At 47.6% G+C, this 18,673-nt stretch carries 16 protein-coding genes; 6 read left to right on the top strand and 10 right to left on the bottom strand.

What is annotated here, in order from left to right:
- Positions 1 to 73: 73 nt before the first annotated feature.
- The 7 genes from B7990_RS07210 to B7990_RS07180 all read right to left on the bottom strand — a co-directional run bounded on the left by B7990_RS07210 (position 74) and on the right by B7990_RS07180 (position 9,476).
- A complete protein-coding gene (locus B7990_RS07210; protein ID WP_254917382.1) occupies positions 74 to 1,801 on the bottom strand; it encodes a hypothetical protein in 1,728 nt (575 codons plus the stop codon).
- A gap of 43 nt (positions 1,802 to 1,844) precedes the next feature.
- Positions 1,845 to 4,292, bottom strand: coding sequence for a TonB-dependent siderophore receptor (locus tag B7990_RS07205; RefSeq protein WP_254917381.1), 2,448 nt, complete (start codon positions 4,290 to 4,292; stop codon positions 1,845 to 1,847).
- A 216-nt stretch (positions 4,293 to 4,508) separates the two neighbouring features.
- Positions 4,509 to 6,749, bottom strand: a complete 2,241-nt coding sequence (locus tag B7990_RS07200; RefSeq protein WP_176407242.1) for a caspase family protein — start codon at positions 6,747 to 6,749, stop codon at positions 4,509 to 4,511.
- 32 nt (positions 6,750 to 6,781) lie between these two features.
- Positions 6,782 to 7,570, bottom strand: coding sequence for a hypothetical protein (locus B7990_RS07195; RefSeq protein ID WP_141099235.1), 789 nt, complete (start codon positions 7,568 to 7,570; stop codon positions 6,782 to 6,784).
- Positions 7,567 to 8,070: an RNA polymerase sigma factor gene (locus B7990_RS07190; RefSeq protein WP_088640331.1), complete on the bottom strand. Its 504-nt coding sequence runs from the start codon at positions 8,068 to 8,070 to the stop codon at positions 7,567 to 7,569. The genes B7990_RS07195 and B7990_RS07190 overlap by 4 nt, the downstream gene beginning before the upstream one ends.
- A gap of 206 nt (positions 8,071 to 8,276) precedes the next feature.
- Complete coding sequence (locus B7990_RS07185) at positions 8,277 to 8,987, bottom strand: nitroreductase family protein (protein WP_088640330.1); 711 nt, start codon at positions 8,985 to 8,987, stop codon at positions 8,277 to 8,279.
- Positions 8,988 to 9,038: 51 nt separating this feature from the next.
- A complete protein-coding gene (locus tag B7990_RS07180) occupies positions 9,039 to 9,476 on the bottom strand; it encodes a very short patch repair endonuclease (protein WP_254917380.1) in 438 nt (145 codons plus the stop codon).
- Positions 9,477 to 9,609: 133 nt separating this feature from the next.
- Between B7990_RS07180 and pepT the strand changes: the two genes are divergently transcribed.
- On the top strand, positions 9,610 to 10,857 hold the full coding sequence (pepT, locus tag B7990_RS07175; RefSeq protein ID WP_088640328.1) for a peptidase T: 1,248 nt from the start codon (positions 9,610 to 9,612) through the stop codon (positions 10,855 to 10,857).
- A 163-nt stretch (positions 10,858 to 11,020) separates the two neighbouring features.
- Complete coding sequence (locus B7990_RS07170; protein WP_088640327.1) at positions 11,021 to 11,776, top strand: fibrobacter succinogenes major paralogous domain-containing protein; 756 nt, start codon at positions 11,021 to 11,023, stop codon at positions 11,774 to 11,776.
- A gap of 113 nt (positions 11,777 to 11,889) precedes the next feature.
- Here B7990_RS07170 and B7990_RS07165 read toward each other — a convergent pair whose 3' ends face one another.
- Positions 11,890 to 12,999: a Gfo/Idh/MocA family protein gene (locus B7990_RS07165; protein ID WP_254917379.1), complete on the bottom strand. Its 1,110-nt coding sequence runs from the start codon at positions 12,997 to 12,999 to the stop codon at positions 11,890 to 11,892.
- 229 nt (positions 13,000 to 13,228) lie between these two features.
- Between B7990_RS07165 and B7990_RS07160 the strand changes: the two genes are divergently transcribed.
- Positions 13,229 to 14,149 (top strand): ketopantoate reductase family protein, encoded by a 921-nt coding sequence (locus tag B7990_RS07160; protein ID WP_088640326.1) that lies wholly within the window; start codon positions 13,229 to 13,231, stop codon positions 14,147 to 14,149.
- Between the two features lie 275 nt (positions 14,150 to 14,424).
- Here the strand turns inward: B7990_RS07160 and B7990_RS07155 are convergent, their stop codons facing one another.
- Positions 14,425 to 14,802, bottom strand: a complete 378-nt coding sequence (locus B7990_RS07155) for a (deoxy)nucleoside triphosphate pyrophosphohydrolase (RefSeq protein WP_088640494.1) — start codon at positions 14,800 to 14,802, stop codon at positions 14,425 to 14,427.
- Positions 14,803 to 15,093: 291 nt separating this feature from the next.
- On the opposite strand from B7990_RS07155, the gene B7990_RS07150 reads away from it, so the two are divergent.
- The 3 genes from B7990_RS07150 to B7990_RS07140 are packed head-to-tail and all read left to right on the top strand — an operon-like array spanning position 15,094 to position 16,618.
- The gene (locus tag B7990_RS07150) at positions 15,094 to 15,636 is read left to right on the top strand and encodes a glutathione peroxidase (protein ID WP_088640325.1); all 543 of its coding nucleotides are present in this window, start codon (positions 15,094 to 15,096) and stop codon (positions 15,634 to 15,636) included.
- A gap of 8 nt (positions 15,637 to 15,644) precedes the next feature.
- Positions 15,645 to 16,079, top strand: coding sequence for a MarR family winged helix-turn-helix transcriptional regulator (locus B7990_RS07145; RefSeq protein ID WP_088640324.1), 435 nt, complete (start codon positions 15,645 to 15,647; stop codon positions 16,077 to 16,079).
- Positions 16,076 to 16,618: a low molecular weight protein-tyrosine-phosphatase gene (locus B7990_RS07140; protein WP_088640323.1), complete on the top strand. Its 543-nt coding sequence runs from the start codon at positions 16,076 to 16,078 to the stop codon at positions 16,616 to 16,618. Before B7990_RS07145 ends, B7990_RS07140 begins: the two co-directional genes overlap by 4 nt.
- Positions 16,619 to 16,713: 95 nt before the next feature.
- On the opposite strand, the gene B7990_RS07135 is transcribed toward B7990_RS07140, so the two are convergent.
- Positions 16,714 to 18,639: a cellulase family glycosylhydrolase gene (locus B7990_RS07135; protein WP_088640322.1), complete on the bottom strand. Its 1,926-nt coding sequence runs from the start codon at positions 18,637 to 18,639 to the stop codon at positions 16,714 to 16,716.
- Positions 18,640 to 18,673 lie beyond the last annotated feature (34 nt).

The raw sequence follows: 18,673 nt of genomic DNA, 5'->3' as shown, positions 1-18,673 counted from the left end.
GTCTCTAAATTACATTATTTAAACACCTGGACCCATCAAAAGTGTCACCGTGTTTGATAAAAAATTTCAAGAATTACTGACATTCTATATGACCATCCTTGATACGGCACCAGTTTTCGCAAATTTTAGGTTCTGCACCCAAGCCATAACACACATTCTCGACTTCGCGTTTCAAAACACTAGATTTTAATTCCTGGAGATAATAGCGGCTCACAAAAGCCGAACGACACTGTTCGTAATCCTTCAAATTCCAGCCACGGTCAGCGCACCAGAGCCACAGATATTCCTTGCAGTAATTTTGTTCAGGATCCTCCAAGCAATCCCGTTTTAGTGCAGAACAATCTGCAATGTGGTTACTTTCAAAATTGTTCGCCACACAATAGCGTTTCAAGCCATCAGCATAGGCATTCGCCTTGTCTTCGGCATTTATCGTATCCGGCAAGAACTGTGACCACTTCGTCGTATCAAGCATCATCGCCGCCTTCACATTTGATGCAAAACAAGACTTTACATGCCTATTATAAACGGAATCTCTATAAAGCAACGAAGCTTTTTCATTAGCTTTTTGCAGTCCGTCTAAATAAACATCCTCATTGTTCATTCCGGAGCAAGCGATATCTTGATAAAGCCTACACCCACGGGAATCCCAGCTATCAGAATTGTCTCCTTTAGTGTCTTTGCAATTCGCCCAAGCGATATGAGAAAAGCCTACAGCATCACCACTAACTTCTACAGTAATTGTCTTTTTTGCCATTCCGCTAAACACGCCCATTCCATTCTGGATATTCGATTCCGGGACAAAACGTGAATCCGAAACAGATTGTTTTACTTTATCCATATAATCAATATAGGCGTCATCGGTCGAATAAAGGTCTACCGTAATTTTCCCAATCGGAAGCATCATATTCATCAGGTAAAGCGTGTCTAGATTTTTGTTCCCAGCGACAGTGCGATTCGATGAAAAACCAAGATTTTGCTGTTCTTCCAGAGGATCATGCATAGCGACTCCCCTATATCCCGTTTCATCAGCATCGGTCATTCCCTTAAACATCTGGTTCATCGTTGTATTCTGCGATTCACCATTCCTAATGTCGTAATTCATAATCGAAAGAACACCCCGCACAGACTGATCATAATCTAGAGCGACTTTCACAAATTCCATATCCATCGGGAATTCCAGAAAATCCACATAGAACAAATCATATTCGCCTGTATTATTCTGCCAAACATAATCCCCATTTTGCTGAGGTTTGCTCATTCCCTTAACATGAACCTGATTTGGAATCGTCGCAACAGCTTTATAAGTCGATTTTACCATATGGCCAGCACTATCCCATTTAAAGGAGGCGTTCAACTCATACGATTCGCCATAAATGCCATGAAATAAATAAGGGGTATAAAAACAGTTCGGCCTTGATGATTCCGGTTCGAGAACCGCAGTCGTATCGATTCTTTCAAAATTTTCACCGGACACAAAGCGACCAACAATAACGACACTTGCGCTATCGTAAAACGCAAAATTTTGCGATGACGCTTCATCAAGCTGGTAAACTTTCGAGAAGCACACATAAGGATTTTCGCGCGCCATGACATAGCCGTACGTATAAATGCCCGTATAGACTTCGCGTTCTTCGGGATAGTATTCCCACGGACCATGAAAATCGCAAGCAACGAGAAAAACAGACGAGAGAATCCAGACGAGAGACGAGAGGAATCGCCTACAAAAAACATTATAGATTGCTTCGCCACTACCGTGACTCGCAATGACGCCTACATTCTTACATTCAAAAAAAACATTCATAACAAACCTTCTTGACTATTAACTACAAACTATTAACCAGCAACTAAAAGTAGTATTCATAATTCAACATAATCGGTAAAAAGGGGAACTGAGTAATTTCTGTTTTCTTCGGCGGAGTCTTGCGCGTATCGTAGAATGTGTAGAACATGTTGTCGTGATTCGTCAAGTTGATAATGGTCCAGCTAAAATTCCACTTGCCTTCGCGCCCCATGTCAATTGCCTTCAAGTCAATCCTGAAATAGTCCGTCTGGCGGCCAGCATTGCGGCTTCCCGGAAGCACAACGATATCGTCTGAATATCTTTGCGTCCCGATTTCCTGTTGCAGGTAATATCCCTTGTATTCGCTAATCGGCATTCCCGACGAATACTTGAGCGCCAAGGAAGAGCGCAAATAACGGCCTTTTTTCTTATGCTTCCAGAGGGCGTCTTCATCGCCTTTCCAGTTGATGCCCAAATCCATCTTTAGCGCATACGGTTGATGCCAACTCGGATAATACGCCTTGGTCCCGTCATTGGAGCGCGCGGCGCTGATACTCTGGCTCCAGTTGATTCCACCGAACCACCAACCTTTATCTTTACGGAGCGAAAGTTCGTAACCAAAGGAATATCCATCAGCCGTTCCAAAATTGTCGGCGAGCACTAGTTTTTTAGAAGACGATCCATCACTACTATCCTGTTTCATCGCAAATGTATTCAAGTTATTCTGCGTCTTGTAATAAACTCCGGCCGTAAAATCGTAACCGTCAAACAGATCGCGATGGCTATACTCCGCCGCAAGCAGCCATGAAGAAGCCGGCTTGATATGTTTGCCATCCGTCGTTGTCGTTGCCGGGTAATAGAATTCGTTTAGCGTTTCCTGGTCGGTATACACAATCGAATTCATATACTGCAAATAGTAACCGCCATAAAGTTCCAACGACTTCGTATCGTCAAGAGTGATGTTCAGCGAAGCTCGCGGTTCTACACCAAAGTGCTTTGATGCCGTCTGGTAATTGAATCGCAAACCGTATTGCAGCAAGTAATCTGGCGAAATCTTCCAGGCATCCTGCACGTAAGCCACATGATGGAACGGCTTTTCAATATCAGCAACCGAGATCGAGGCCATCGCCTCCTGATACCGTTCATAGTCATATTCCAGTTCGTAGCCCAAAGTTATCGTATGGTTTTCGATACCACGGTAATTAAGCCACTGCTTACCAGCAAATGTATAAAGGAGCATTTCAATTGACATAAGGTCGCTCACCTTCATCGTCTGGTAGAACTTGCTGTAAGCAAGAGTCGCATTGTAGTCCCAGTTGCCATTGATGCGGTGGTAGAATCCAAGCGGGATAGCGATGTTTCCCCAGTCCATATAAAGCGGGTCAAATTCCAAGCGGTCCTTGCCGATATAGAAGCTGAGTTTCATGCGCGTATCTTTAGAAAAGTCGTACATGAAGGTTCCCTGCAAGTCCGTAAATTCGTAATCGAGATCGAGGTCCAAAAGCCCAATCGCATTGCACAAATCAAGGACATAGCCAATGTAAGTCGTACGTCCCGCAAGCACCCAACGCGCAGGTCCCTTATGGCCTTCGGTATGGAGCTGTGCCGCAAATGTACTGACCTTGATGCTCGACTTGCTGAACCATTCTTCCACGGAATCCTGACCGCCCGCACGTCCATCCATCTTGAGCACGGAGCTCAAGCGATTGCCGTACTGCGCCGGGAATCCGCTCTTGTAGAACTGCACATCGTCAATGCCTTCGACGAGGAATGTGCTGAAAAGCCCAAAGAAATGCACCGGCGAATAGACGACCGCATTGTCAAACAGGAATAGGTTCTGGTCGGCAGCGCCACCGCGCACATAAATCTTGGAGCTGAAATCGGAACTCGCAACAACGCCCGGAAGCGCCTGGATGCTCTTGATGACATCCGCTTCGGCAAGGCCCGGCATACGCTTGATGGATTTAGCGCTCACCACGGATTCACCCGGCTTACGCTTGGGGCGGCGACGCAGCTGCACCACGACTTTCTTGAGTTCGGTCACTTTGGAATTTGCGCTACCCGAAGCGAGAAGCTTTTCAACATCAACGTCGGAGGAATCCGACGAAGACTTCACTGGATCCTTCGACTCCGCTTGCGCTTCGCTCAGGATGACACTATCAGACGCTTGCGCAGGCACATTAGACTCGTCAACTGTGACAGCGTCGGGGCCAAGCGTCTTGCTGAAAGTGCTATCGTTTCCGAAATACAAAAGTTCATAGCACTTTTCCTTTGCAGCCCCTGCCGTATCGGAGTTCGTGACGCACACATTCCAAAGCGTATCGGCAGGGAGAACCACGCTAAAAGGAGTCCCCACGGTCGTCTGCAAAGCTTCGCCCGTTTCGAGAATTTCGACATTCAGCTTTTCACCAGATTCAAACGAATCATCCTGAACAATTCCGTTAAAGACAATACTATCGTGTGCAGCAGCAAACGCTACAGCCATCAAGACAAAGACAAAAATCCTAAACATAAACTTCATTGTTACATCGGTTCCTTTCCCCAATGGAACACTTTAAAGTACAAAAAGTGTTACCACTTATTCAAAAAAATAACTTTTTAATGGTACCACTTCATCAAATTCATCTTACCTGTCATTAAACAAAAACGGAATCCAGTCGAAAAAAAACTGGATTCCGCCACTTCGTATCATAACGTCATTTAGCTTGTATCATATCGACAATAGACCTTAGAATCTGCCGATCGTGAGTCCTGCATAAAATCCAGGCCACCAACGAGATCTATGTTTTTTACTACAGAAATCGTCATGATAATCGCCAAGAGGCTTGAGCAAAAGCTTATTCAAATAGCCGACACTCGTCAAGTTCAGCGATCCACCCACAGAAAGGCCAAAGCCCGGGAGAACCTGGTACGTGTAACCTACGCGTCCACGGTGATGGTATCCAGATTTCCAGTCATCCTTATCTGTTCCGAATTTATTGTAAACATTGAAGAACGTGTATTCAAGTTCCCAGTGACTTCCGTACTTTCCAAACTGGGTACCGATACCAATACCATGTTCATAGAACTTTTCAAAATCCTTAAAGACATGTCCTTTTTTGAAGAATGCAGCCCATTCAAGATTCGTATAGAAATAAGCCGTACCCAAATGGACAGATCCACCAAGTGCACCCATTTCGTTGATGTAAGGAGTTACGTTCCACACACCGTTTCCGACAATGTTTATAATGCCGACCGGAGACTTTTCGCATTCGCCGCAAATATTGATAATACCCCACTGGCGACCTTTTTCCGTTGTCGCATAGTTGATAACACCCACCTGGACGTGATCGTTCTCATGAGCTGCATTAATGCCAGCTGCCACTTGGACATCAGAATTTGTCGCGTAGTTAATACCAGCAACAACCTGGACACTTGAAGAAACAGCAGCATTCACACCGGCCGTGATCTGAAAATCCGTATACTTCGCATAGTTCACGCCTGAAGAAACCTGCACACCATCAAGAGTGTCAACCGCGACGTTCACAATACCGATCTGCACACCAGAGGATTTATCCTTCGTGACATTCAAAGCAGTGCTTAGCTGAACGCCATCTAAAGAACCCGCATAGTTAACCACAGAAGAAAGCTGAGCACCTTCGAAATGGTCCCTCGCCACATTAGCAATCGTTGTTGCCTGCAAGCCATGCATTTCCCTTTTGGCAACATTGGCAATCAAGCTCACCTGCGAACCCAACATATAATCTTCAGTACGAGCTACAAAAAAGCCAATCTGCAATCCCTTACGCGGATTATTTTCAACATCAACAAAATTAAATGTCGTACGGAATTTTCCATTATGATCCAAAGAATCAAGCGAGCAGGCAATAGAATCCCCACTGGAGCAATTTCTATTACGGCCAACATCGCCACGAGAAACAGTCTGTTCAGCAGCAACACTCTTAAAATCGACAATCGATATCTTTTCACGTTTGCCATTTTTAAGCGCCACCGAAACGCCCATGTAATCAGCCTTCTGCTGAAGTTTCACTGTATAATTGCCTGCCGGGAGTCCAAGACTCATCGCGCGTCCAAGCTTTTTATTGAGTTCAGCGACAAGTTCGTCATTTTCATCACGGATGTACAAACGGCCGGAAACATTTTCGTCCAGATCAAGGCCTGCACTTGTTGCACGCAAATCCGTCATCACCACGTCACCCGTACCGGCAAGGTTCATGTCGCGGCTCGGATGCTGTGCGCCACCCAGCGTCGTTTCCGTCTTTTGCAATGTCTCATTGAAAGCAAACTGGTAGGCTTCGGACAAAGTCACCTTTCCATCGCTACTCAAGTCGCCTGCGCCACGGAGCCCGCTCACAAGCGAGTGCGTAAAGAACGAACCCTTGAGCTTATCGCTTTCCTGGCTGGATTCATCTTGCGTACTGCTTGTGATGAATGCATAGCCCTTCATATCGCTACTCTGATCGACCATAAATGCAGGCACCGCCTTACCGCCCTTCACGCGGGTAATCGCACCAGAACCGCAAGCATCAATCACAGCAATTTTCACATCGGCACTGAGAGCATCAATGCGATTACGCAAATCTTTCCAGGCGTAAGTTTCTTCGCCCAAGCGAAGTCCCTTTTCATCGGCATGACCGCTGTAATAGACGAGCACTTCATCGCGACCGTTAGATGCTTTATCCTGCAAAATTTTTGCATCGAGATTTGCAAATTCCTTTTGCAGCGCAACAACAGACGGTTCCTTCACGAGAATCACGTTCTGCGGCAACACGCCGCCCATTTCCTTGAGCACTTTAGCAAACGAGCGGGCATCGCTTTCCGCATAGCGTAGCACCGGGCGGCCAGCGCCACCGTTATTGGCACTCACGGCAACAACGTAGCGATTGATACGGCCTGATTCTGTTGCCGCATTGGCATTTGAAACCAACAAGAGCAACGCAAAAAGCAGCGCAAAAGACAAACCAGACAACACCCCAAAAAACTTATTCGAAATCATAAACATTATTTACCCGCCTTCTTGAGAGTAAAACCAACCACCTTCACATCACTTCTCTTGAGCAACTTGTCGATATCATTTTCTTCAACAGCAAATTCCCTGGGAGAAGTCACGAAGAAGAACTTTTCAAAGTACGGAGCATCGTCAAGCTTGTACGCAAACGGGAGCGAATTCATCTTGCCCGGAGCAAGTTCAATCGCCTTCACGCCATCGCCCATGTGCAAAGTCAAGGCGCCATTACCGTCCATGCTAAAAAGGAGTCCATAGCATTTTTCGGGGACGGCATAGCGCAACTGAATCTCATCGCCTTCGCCGACAGAATCAAGATCGTTCAACTGGACAATCCCGGCCGAAGTCTTTTTCCAGACTTCCATACGGGCGTCGAGTCCCTTGATTCGCGTATCGGACTGAGTTTCAGTAAATGCAACCTGCGTGTTTTGAGAGCCTCCGACAGATGCAACATCGGCCCCCACGCGTTCGTTCATCACAGAAGTTTCGCGCTGGGCAAAGAACGCCACCATGGCAACCGCGAAAATGAACATGGCCGCAACCGCAAATTTCACGAGCGTAAAGCGCGGCGCATTTTTCGCAGCAGTACCCGTTGCCGTTCCAAGATTCGCGGCAAACGTTTCAAACGGCAACTTGCTCAAAATTGCCTTGTTGTCTTCACGGAGCATTTTCACGCGATTTGCAAACACCGCATCATTCGCTTCAAGCTCGCGAAGCTTATTCATTTCTTCTTCCGGCAAGTCGCCAGTCAGGAATCGTTCTAATTTCCAATCGGGAATCATCACTGAACCTCCAGAGTTTTAACTTTGGCCTGTAACCCGCGCAAACGCTTGCGCACACCGCTTACCGAGAGTCCAACTTCACGGGCAGTCTCTTCGAGCGTCATTCCATCGACAAAATGAAGGACTGCCATTGTGCGGCTAGATTCGGGTTCCTTCGAAAAGAGCTTTGCCAGCACATTTTTCGTTTCGTAATCGTCATGCTCGTCTTCGGCACAAGCGATGCTCAAAAGCAGGCTCGAAGAATCTACGTCAAGTCCACGACGGCGCTTGTCACGAATGCGGTTAAGGCAAAGTCTCGTTGCCGTATTCCACAAAAGGCTGCTCGGCGAATCCATATCCAGGCGTTCCGATGCTGAATAAATCCGCAAAAAAACGTCTTGCATAAGGTCGCTAGCTTCAGCGTCATCGCGAAGGAGTTGCAGGCAGCGCCTATAGACCATAGGCGCGTACTTCTCGTAAATCTTTGCAAATCCTGCTTTTTTTAAGGTTTCTAGGCTTTTCACGTTTATGTAACACCGGAGGTATTCGAAAGTGTTACCATAAAATTAAAAAAAAATTTGAGTATAATCAGTCATTCCCGCCTCCGAGCGGGAATCTCCTTTTTTTCAAGCCCAAGAGGGCGATGCCCTCCCCATACGCGGATCATGCTCACATAAGTGCTAAAGCACTAAGTGATCAAAGAGATTAAATCGGGCATGACAAAACAGCGCTAAATCGTGTCTGAACTGCGCAAAGTTTGCATGGAACGGCGGAAAATTTCCTTGCCCGCCCCAATTTCAAAGAAATACTTGAAAATTCCAAGATCGACCTTGCTAAAATAGCCCAAACGCGGCTTTGCAAAAACGTGTCCGCCCTCGTCAACAGTAAATTTCGCCTTGAACTGGTTCAGTGCCGACGGCGCAAGCATCACATAGTCGATCCCCTTCTTGAACCAGTCGGGAGCATTATCGTAATCCGGCGCAATTCGCGTCACAGGCTTCATCGGGTGCTGCACACCCTGAGTTTCGCCATTGCCAATCGCAATCACGAGTTCCAGCTTTTCGCCATCGTCAATTTCAATCGTCGGAGCCTTCTTGAACGTAAGCCCGACCACGCAAGTATTGAGCCCTATCATTTGCGCCAAAAGCACAATATCGGCAGTCACATACCCCACGCGTTCATCGAGCGAAGCTTCACAGCCCGCCACAGACTTTTGCCCCGCGATTGCGATGTAATTTTTCACATTCCTAAACGAGCCATAATGCGCCAAGCGTCCGCTAAACGCCACATCGTCATTTAGCACAAGCTGCATGTGGAGTGCAAAATTTTCATTCAGCCGCCGGATCCGCGACTGCAGTTCTTCGACCTGCTCCTTGGTCAACGGCGTCGAAGTGTATCTACGCACAGAATGTCGTGCCAAAACCGCTTCTTCAAGTGTCATAAAGCCTCCTTCTCAAGAACTCCCCAATAATCCCTATCCTAAACTACAATTTTATAGCTCAATCGTCTCGTCATCGCTCTTGATAAAATCAATTAAGCGCTCCAACGTGAGGGCAGCCCCCATATTTTCCGCATCGGCCACGCCATCCGTCCGCAAGGAACACTCCCAGACAATCGCCACGCGATACCCCAACAGCGAAAGTTCATGTTGCGTCTTAATGTCTCGCACAATGTTGCGGTCGAACTTGTCGTTCCAAAACGCGGAATTCGACTTCGGGCGGCTCGTGAGCTTGCAACCGTGCTGGTGCCAAAAACACCCGTTCACAAAAATTGCAACCCCATACTTTTGTACAAAAATATCCGGCGTTCCAGGCAAATCCCGACGGTGGAGACGATAACGCATTCCCGCCTTAAAAAGAGCCCTTCGCACCGTCATTTCTGGCTTCGTATTTTCAGAATGAACCGCCTGCATCATCTGCGAGCGGGTCATCGGCTTACGGCAAGACTTACGTTTTCTTGCACAAGTTTTCTTTAAAGACGCCTGAACCATCAAAAAAAAGATAAATTATATCTGTACAAAGAGAAAAAAATATCTTATCAAATCCATTTTGGGGGACGGCAATATGAATATCCAGGAACGCTTTTTAAAGTACGTGAGTTTCACGACCACGTCTGATGAATCCAGCGAAAGTTGCCCAAGTACACACCAGCAGCTCGAACTTGCAAAATACCTTGCAAACGAACTCGAAAGTATCGGACTTGAGCAAGTCAAAATGGACGAAAACGGCTACGTCTACGGACTTTTGCCCGCTACCGAAGGTCGAGAAAACGATACCCCTATCGGCTTTATCAGCCACATGGACACGTCACCAGACTTCTCGGGCGTGAACCCCAAACCGCAAATCATCGAAGACTACGATGGCGAAGACGTCTTGCTCAAAGGTTCTGGTGCCGTGCTCAAGGTCGAGGACTTCCCGACCCTCAAATGGCTTAAAGGTCGTACACTCATCACGACCGACGGAACAACGCTCCTCGGTGCAGACGACAAGGCCGGCATCGCAGAAATCGTAACCGCCATGGAAGAACTCATCAAAACAGACCGACACGCCGAAAGCCGCGGTTACGAGAACCTTTCGGGGCACGGCGACATCTGGATCTGCTTCACGCCGGACGAAGAAATCGGACGCGGCGCCGACCGCCTGGACCTGGACTATTTCAAGGCAAAATACGCCTACACAGTCGATGGCGGCTACGAAGGTGAAATCGCTTACGAAAATTTCAACGCCGCAAGCGCCACGTTCAAGATTTACGGCAAGGGTGTACATCCCGGCGAGGCAAAAGGCATCATGAAAAACGCAAGCCTCATGGCGGCCGAAATCGCGATGGCACTTCCAGAAAGCGAAACGCCAGCGACAACCGAAGGTCACGAAGGATTTTACCATCTGACCGACATGCAGGGCGACGTGAGCGAAGCGACTCTCAACTACATTGTTCGCGACCACGATCAAGCCCACTTTGAGGACCGCCAAAAGTTTTTAAAAGAAATCGCTGAAAAATTCAATAAAAAATTTGGTGAGGGCACCGTTAAACTAGAACTGAAGCATTCCTACAGCAACATGCTTCAGATCATCGAAAAAAATCCAAAAGTCCTCATACGCGCTCGAACCGCCATTGAATCTGTGGGCATTCCTGCAGTAAGCGACCCAGTTCGTGGCGGAACCGATGGAGCAAAGCTCAGCTTTATGGGACTCCCCTGCCCGAATCTCGGCACAGGCGGCTACGGTTACCACGGGCCATTTGAACACGTGACCGTCGAAGGCATGAAAACTGTCGTAAAAATCATCAAAAAAATTGCTGAATCAAGAGAATAAATCAATAATTCCATTTTGCAATAAAACATTCAAAAAAAATTTGGATTTTTGATTTTTTTATTATACATTACTTGAGACAGACAAAAAAAATTTAAAGGGGAAACCGATTATTCAGATTCCTTCTGGATAGTTGTTATTCCTGTAGTATAAAAAAGGAGGCCGTATGCATATTTCATTCATCGTCTTCGTGATACTCGCCGTTGCAATCGTTGGCATTTCAGGTTATTGCATGGGAAAACACGTCAATAAAATAAGCGAACAAGAATCCACCAATGCCAAAAACACTGTTTCCCATGAAGACTGCCTTGTCAAAAATATCGGAATGTTCAACTACGGAGCGTTCATGGACACGCGTGATGGCGAGACCTACCACACCGTTCAAATCGGAGATCAAATCTGGATGGTCGAAAACTTGCGATTCAAAGCCGCAGGGAGCTACGCGCCCAACAACGATGAATCGAACGTAAAAAAATTCGGGCGTCTTTACACATGGACAACGGCTCTCGATATTCCTCCTGAGTATAGCGAACAGTCTCCTGCAAATGACATCGAAATGTACAACAAAGTTAAAGAACGGAATTATCAGGGCATCGCCCCAGAAGGATGGCATATTCCAAGCCGTAAGGAATGGGAAACTCTGCTCAGCGTCTTAAAATCCAAAACAGACGGACGAGAACTGCGCAGCGAATGTTTCTGGCACAAGCCCGGTGATGATACGTTTGGATTCTTCGCACTGCCGGCAGGTTACCGTTTTGACAACGGAGCGTTCTGCCACTTCGGTAGGCGAGCACGATTCTGGACAAAAGATGAATACGGCAAGACGAACGCATTCCGCGTGAGCCTCACCGACAATTCAGTTGACATCGAGGGCGTTTATCGATCCGACGCCATATCCGTGCGTTGCGTGAAGAACGTGTAGTCGCAGTCATTCTAGTCTCTTTGTCATGCCCGCTCCAAGCGGGCATCTCCTTTTCAAAAAAAAATTATTAAGCAAAGGTCCCTCGCGAATATTCGCGAGGGCTTTTTGCACTTTTATTCTTCGAACGGATAACGTACGCCAAACTGCTCGCGAATTTTATCCATGAGCGTCATGAATTCCATCGTCTTTGCGTGAGTCATTTCCGGGCGTTCCCAAACGATAGAGTGCGCGACATTCGAGAGTGCGCGAGAATTCGAGCAATTGTCAATCGAACCGTCGCAAATTTCGTGCCGGAACTGCGCAGGATTTTCAATTGCCTCTTTGCATGCGAGAACTTCGTATTCGTAGCAGTTGCAAAGACGCGTAGGCTCAATTGTTTCAACAACATTCCCAGCGTCATCATACAGTTCCAACTTTACCATGTCATTTAAATTCTGCACACGAATTTGCCCAGCCGTCCCATAAATCACGCCCTCGTTATGCGTTGGCGAGACCATCGAAGTCTTGAGATAAGCCTTCTGGCCGTTTTCGTACGTGAGATTCATCCAGTCGGTCGCATCCACGCCAGTCTTGAACTTGATGCATTTGCAATCCATCGATGCAATTTCATTGCGGACGATGTTGCCATCAGGAGTTTCGCGCGTGCCGAGGAACAAGTCCGCAAACGTGAGGCTGTAAATACCGATATCTAGAAGCGCACCGCCCGCAAGCGCCGGGTCATGCATACGGCCCCTATCGCTAAGTTTCATCGAAAAATCGGCTTCAACCGTTTCGACACGGCCAATGCGGCCATCGCGAATCCAGTTGCGAATGGTCTCCAGCGCAGGCAGGAATCGCGTCCACATCGCCTCGCACAAGAAAACGCCCTTGTCATGCGCTAGCGAAATCACTTCGGCGGCAAGCTTCGCGTTCGCCGTAAAAGCCTTTTCGACCAAGATGTTCCGGCCATGCTCAATGCAAAGTTTCGCAAATTCATGATGGTGCGAATGCGGTGTCGCAATATAAATCAAACCGATTGCAGAATCCGCAGCCAGCGCCTCATAACTTCCATACGCTTTTTCAAAGCCATATTCCTTGGCAAAAGCGGTCGCCTTTTCCAAATTGCGGGAAGCCACGGCATAGCATTCCACGCCCTTCCCCTGATTTTCCAAAGTTTTTACAGCGGCCGCCATCTTTGTCGCAATATGACCGCACCCAAGAATCGCAAACTTCAAATTTTTCATACCATAAATATAAATCGCTCGCGCCCGAAACCGCCAAAAAATTTTGCACCCCCTGTTTACCGCTGTAGCCGAAAAAAAACTAAAAGCGATCGTTTTTTCTCATGCCCGCCATATGTTTGGCATACGCCTCAAACCTGTCATTCCCGGCTTGACCGGGAATCTCCTTGCTATAATACTCCATAATGTTTTTCATCAAAAAGTACTCTAGAATTTTGATATATTTCTCACTATGAAGCAGATCAAATCAGTTGCAGTTGTGGGTCTCGGGGCTGTCGGTGCCGTTGTGGCAGAACAGCTCTTGAGCGTTCTTGGGAACAAGCTTTATTGCGTGATGGACGCCGAACGCAAGGCGCGCTACCAGGCAAGCGGAATCGTCATCAACGGGAAAAAGGCGGACTTCAACTTCGTCACGCCGGACGAAGTCCCTGTCGTTGACCTCGTGATTTTTGCAACCAAGAATTTGCAATTCAACGAAGCGCTCGAAGAAGCGAAAAATGCGGTCGGTCCGAACACCGCGTTACTTTCGCTTTTGAACGGAGTGCATTCCGAAACAGAAATTGAACGCGTTTACGGTGCAGAAAAGACGTTGTACGGATTCATTGTCAATTTGCAGTCCATCAACCAGCACGGAAATATCGACTGCGCTGGCCGAGGCATCATCCTCTTTGGCGAAAAAGACAACCACCGATCTGAGCGCGTCGAAGCCATCCACCAGCTTTTTGAAGCAGCGCACATCGTCCACAAGATTCCAGAGAACATCCGTCTGGAAATGTGGAAAAAGCTTTTGATGAACACCGTGTTCAATTCAATCGGAGCCATTTGCCGTTCGACATTTGCGGGTTTCAACTTCCCGGTGATGCAATCGCTTGTGCGTAAAATCGGGAACGAAGTCATTCAGGTGGCAAACGCCGAAGGCTTTGCGCTCACGAACGAAGACCTCGAAGAGAACTTGCGACTCACATGCAACTACACGCCACTCGGCAAGTGTTCCATGTTGCAGGACATCGAGGCCGGACGCAAAACGGAAAACGCGTATTTCTGCGGGACCATCAGCAAGCTCGGGAAGGCTCACGGGATTCCGACTCCCTACTGCGAGTTCTTAGGCGAACTCCTCGAAGGGACCGAACTCGCGCGAGAATTGCAAAAATAATCGCCATTACAAGACTTAACTGGATGGGGCAAGCCCCAACTCTTTGGCTCGGTTATAAAAATGAGCAAGATCATTTTTGCAACGCTCGCCTTCTGATTTGTTTTCGCTACGCTCAGAATGACAAGACGCAATGACTCTTCGTCATGTTGAGTAGCAACGCTACGAAACATCCAGTCATATCTTGTCTCGCTTATACTAGACTTAACTGGATCCTTTCCCTACGGGTCAGGATGACGGAGAAGTAGGATTCCATCACGCTCAAGATGACGGTGATGCTAAAGATGTTTTACGACTTCGATGTCAGCGGGGAGCCAGTTGACGGTATTTAAGTTTGCGCGGTCAAGCCATTTGGCGTCTTCGTGTTCCAAGAGTTTTGGCTTGCAGCCTGCGGCGAGCGTACAGTAAAAGCAATGCATCGTCAGGTGAAATTTCGGGTAATCGTATTCCACCGTACAAATCTTCTCGCCAACAATCACTTTAACATCAAGTTCTTCCTGGAGTTCACGGACTAGCGCCTGTTCGGGCGTTTCTCCCGGTTCCATCTTGCCGCCCGGAAATTCCCAGCCATCTTTTTGGTCGCCATACCCACGCTGCGTGGCAAAAATGCGCCCGCCATCCGTGATAACACCCGCGACAACTTCTATAGATTTCATGGTGTAAAATGTAGAAAAAGCAATGTCCACAGCGTCATTCTGAGCCATTTATGGCGAAGAATCCAGTAAAAAATTTAAACGCTATCTAGACTTAACTGGATCTCTCGCTACGCTCGGGATGACGAAGATGCAGGTTTTCTTAGCAGTCAAGATGACATGTCATTTGCTAAAAATCACATAAAAACCAAATTATAACTTACTTTTTTCGGCCAGCTATTGCCATTTTTAATTAAATTTTATAAAATTGAATTGTACAAAATTAAAATAAACAATCAAATATGGAGAAACAATATGAACATCTACGATTACACTCTCATCGACGGAAAGGGAAACAATGTTCCGCTCGCAAACTTCAAAGGCAAAGTGATGCTCATCGTGAACACAGCAACCGGCTGCGGATTCACCCCGCATTACAAGCCGATTGAAAAGATGTACTCCGACTTTCATGACAAAGGATTCGAAGTCATCGACATTCCCTGCAACCAGTTCAAAGGACAAACGCCCGGCACGGACGACGAAATCCACGAATTCTGTACGCTCAAGTACGGTACGGAATTTCCGCAGATGAAAAAGTCCGACGTGAACGGTCCAAACGAACTCCCGCTCTACACTTATCTGAAATCGCAAAAAGGTTTCGAAGGTTTCGGGTTCGGAGTGAAAGCCGCCGCGATGGCCATACTCCTCAGGAGTATCGACAAGGATTACAAGAATAATCCGGACATCAAGTGGAACTTCACCAAGTTCGTAGTAGACCGCGAAGGAAACGTCGTCGCGCGATTCGAGCCCACCGCCGACATGAACGACGTACGGGCTTGCGTTGAAAAGCTACTTTAGGAGGCGCAATGAACTGTTCACTAAAACTTGAAAATCAACTATGCTTTCCGTTGTACGCCGTCTCCAAGGAAATCACGCGCCGTTACGCGCCATTCCTGGAGCCGCTTGCCCTCACCTACACGCAGTACATTGTGATGCTCGTGCTGTGGGAAGAGAAAAAATGTAACGTCACTGAACTCGGGCAGAAACTCTACCTCGATTCGGGAACGCTGACCCCGCTCCTGAAAAAGCTCGAGAGCAAAGGCTACATCACGCGCACCCGCGAAGCAAGCGACGAGCGTTGCCTTTCGGTAAGCCTGACCAACGAAGGTGAAATGTTGCAGCATAAAGCAGCGAGCGTTCCTAAGTCCATGGCAAGTTGTGTAAACTTGTCAGAAGACGAAGCAAAGTCGCTTTACTGCACACTTTACAAAATCTTGGAAAGCCTTAGGAAAGACGCATGATAAAAATCTTGTTCGTATGTCACGGGAACATTTGCCGTAGCCCGATGGCAGAATTTGTAATGAAAAAGTTGGTCCGCGATTTGCGAGACTCGAACCCGCAAGCAAGCGACTTCGAGATTGCATCAGCAGCGACAAGCACCGAAGAAATCGGAAATCCGGTGTACCCGCCCGCAAGGCGCATGCTCGCACGTCACGGAATCGACTGTAGCGGAAAAACGGCCAGACAAATGACCGTCGCCGACTACAATCATTACGACTACATCGTGCTCATGGATCAAAACAACCTGCGGAATCTCCGCTGGATTTTGCCCCGCGACATTTACGAACAAGAACTTGCACAGTACAACAAAGATCGAGAATCAGCGCAAATTCAAGATGCGCACGATTCCCAAGCCGGTAAAATTTCACTTCTCATGGATTGGGCGGGCAAGAACCGAGATGTCGCTGATCCCTGGTACACAGGCGATTTCGAAGCCACCTGGCAAGACGTCAACGAAGGTTGTACCGCCTTGCTACAGCACATTTTGAAAAATTCATAGACTCCTCATAAACTCCTACAAAGAAGCCGGCTCCATAAGGAACCGGCTTTTTGGCGCAAGTTTTAAACAAACTTTAGCGAATAAAGTTTTTTTACCTATTTCACCGAAATTCGCAACATTTTTCCGCCCGTTTGAGGCTTTGCAATGTAGGTTCCAGAGCGCTTCACCGTAGCTGAAATTTTTGAGCGCAAACTTTCGGAGCCGAACGCCTTCAATTTTGCAACAAGGCGACCTTGCATATCGAACACATCATAACTAGCCTCATGCGGAACAGCGTGCAGCATAGGCTTTCCAATCGCAATCGTCTTTTCGCTTTCAAAGTTCAGCCAATCGATATTGACATAGTTTCCGACAATTTCAAGCTTGAGCACATGCTCGCCCGCAGAAAGACTCACCTTCCCGGCATCGACCGTCGAATAAGTTTCCCAGCCCGCGCCTTGCGGGAACGCGACATTGTCCAAGGCGACCTCGCCATCGACATACAGCTTCATGCCCGTATTTTCCGAAGAAGTCGCATAGCGGACTGAAACCGCGTAATCTTCTTTTTCAGCAACCTTCACAGTGTACTCAAGCCATTCGCCCTCTTGCGTGTAACCAACAGCATAGCCATCACCGGCCTTCACGATATCAACAGCGTCTTCGCGATATTCACCACCCTTGTTGTCATCATCCAAATCAAGATAAGCCTTGCCCGAACCGCCTACATCGTAATTTTCGACTTCGACTTTACCAGGAATCTCCATAGCCGTATCCTTGTAAGGGGCTTGCGGAATAATCGGCGTGATATACACACGATAGCCATACTTTGTATTCGTGATATTTACAGGCACCGTAATCTTTCCGCCACTGACATCGTAATCCTTATTTGATACAGTCGTGGTCGAAGGCACTGCCTTGTCCTTATTTTCCCATACAACATATTCTACAGAGACATTTACCTGACTGCCAAATTCTGCAGGGATGCCCGAAATATTTACGTTCACATCGCCCTTGGTGTTGCCGCCAAGCACAATACTTGCAAAGCCCTTCTTCTTGTCGAGAGCGGCAAAACCGTCCACGCCATCGCTCTTGTCGTTCGGCGGGGTCACTTTAGCCATGTAACCACTCATGTCGCCATACCACTTATAAAGCCACCAGCCGCCACCACGTTCATTGTCCTTGGTGAGAAGGCTCCCCAAACGACCTGGAAGCGGTACAAACCACCAGGAAATCATTGCGCTTTCGACGCCGTGACGTTCAAACTTTGCAATAAACGGCACCGACAAACCCGGGCAACCTTCTTCGGAATGCTCCGTCGAAGAATATTCGTTGATGCTCAGCGGACGCGGAGTCACGTTATACTTTTTTTCAAGCGCGCGGTAGGTTTCGACAGCTCCAACAAAGCCTCCACTCCCCCACTGGTGCCAGCTCACGACATCGGGCAAGCAGTTATTCTGTGCACAATACTTGATAAACGCTTCCATTTGCGAAGCGTGGTAGAAAGAGTACGAAGGGCCGATAATCTTTGCACCAGGGTCCATCTGCCGAATTAAATCGTAAGTCTGTTTCCAGAGACCGGAATTGAAGTCGATATTCGATTTCCAAGTGTCATTCGGCTCGTTCCAGATTTCGTAACCGTCAAAATTCTTGTTGTTTGATTTAAGCTTGTCGTTGATGACCGATTTTACTTCATTTTTCCAGTGGTCCATATTCTGGAACTTGTACGGCCATCCCGGTAAAACGTCAGCAAGGCGAATCTGAATTTTCGCACCAATGCTTTCGACACGGGGAGCCACAAGGAAAGCCCCACCAATCGGCTGTTGGCGACCGTTACCGCTGCGCGCCGGAGAAAGGAACACGTTCGGCTTGAGCGGGGCGACATCACGCTCGATATTGCTCGGAAGACTCTCAGTAAGGCCATAAAGCGAGCCCGTCGCCACATGCGTCACCGGCTTGATGCTATCGCCAAGACTTACACCCAGATTCACCGCGGCCTGAGAAGCAGAAACCGCCAAAAATAAAAAGAGAAATTTGTTTTTCATACCACATCCTTTTTACCACAATAAAAAATACCCC

Origin of the sequence: Fibrobacter sp. UWB4 (assembly GCF_002210345.1) — a bacterium.
In the GTDB taxonomy this organism is placed as follows: Bacteria; Fibrobacterota; Fibrobacteria; order Fibrobacterales; family Fibrobacteraceae; genus Fibrobacter.
This window is presented reverse-complemented; position numbering and strand designations above follow the sequence as displayed.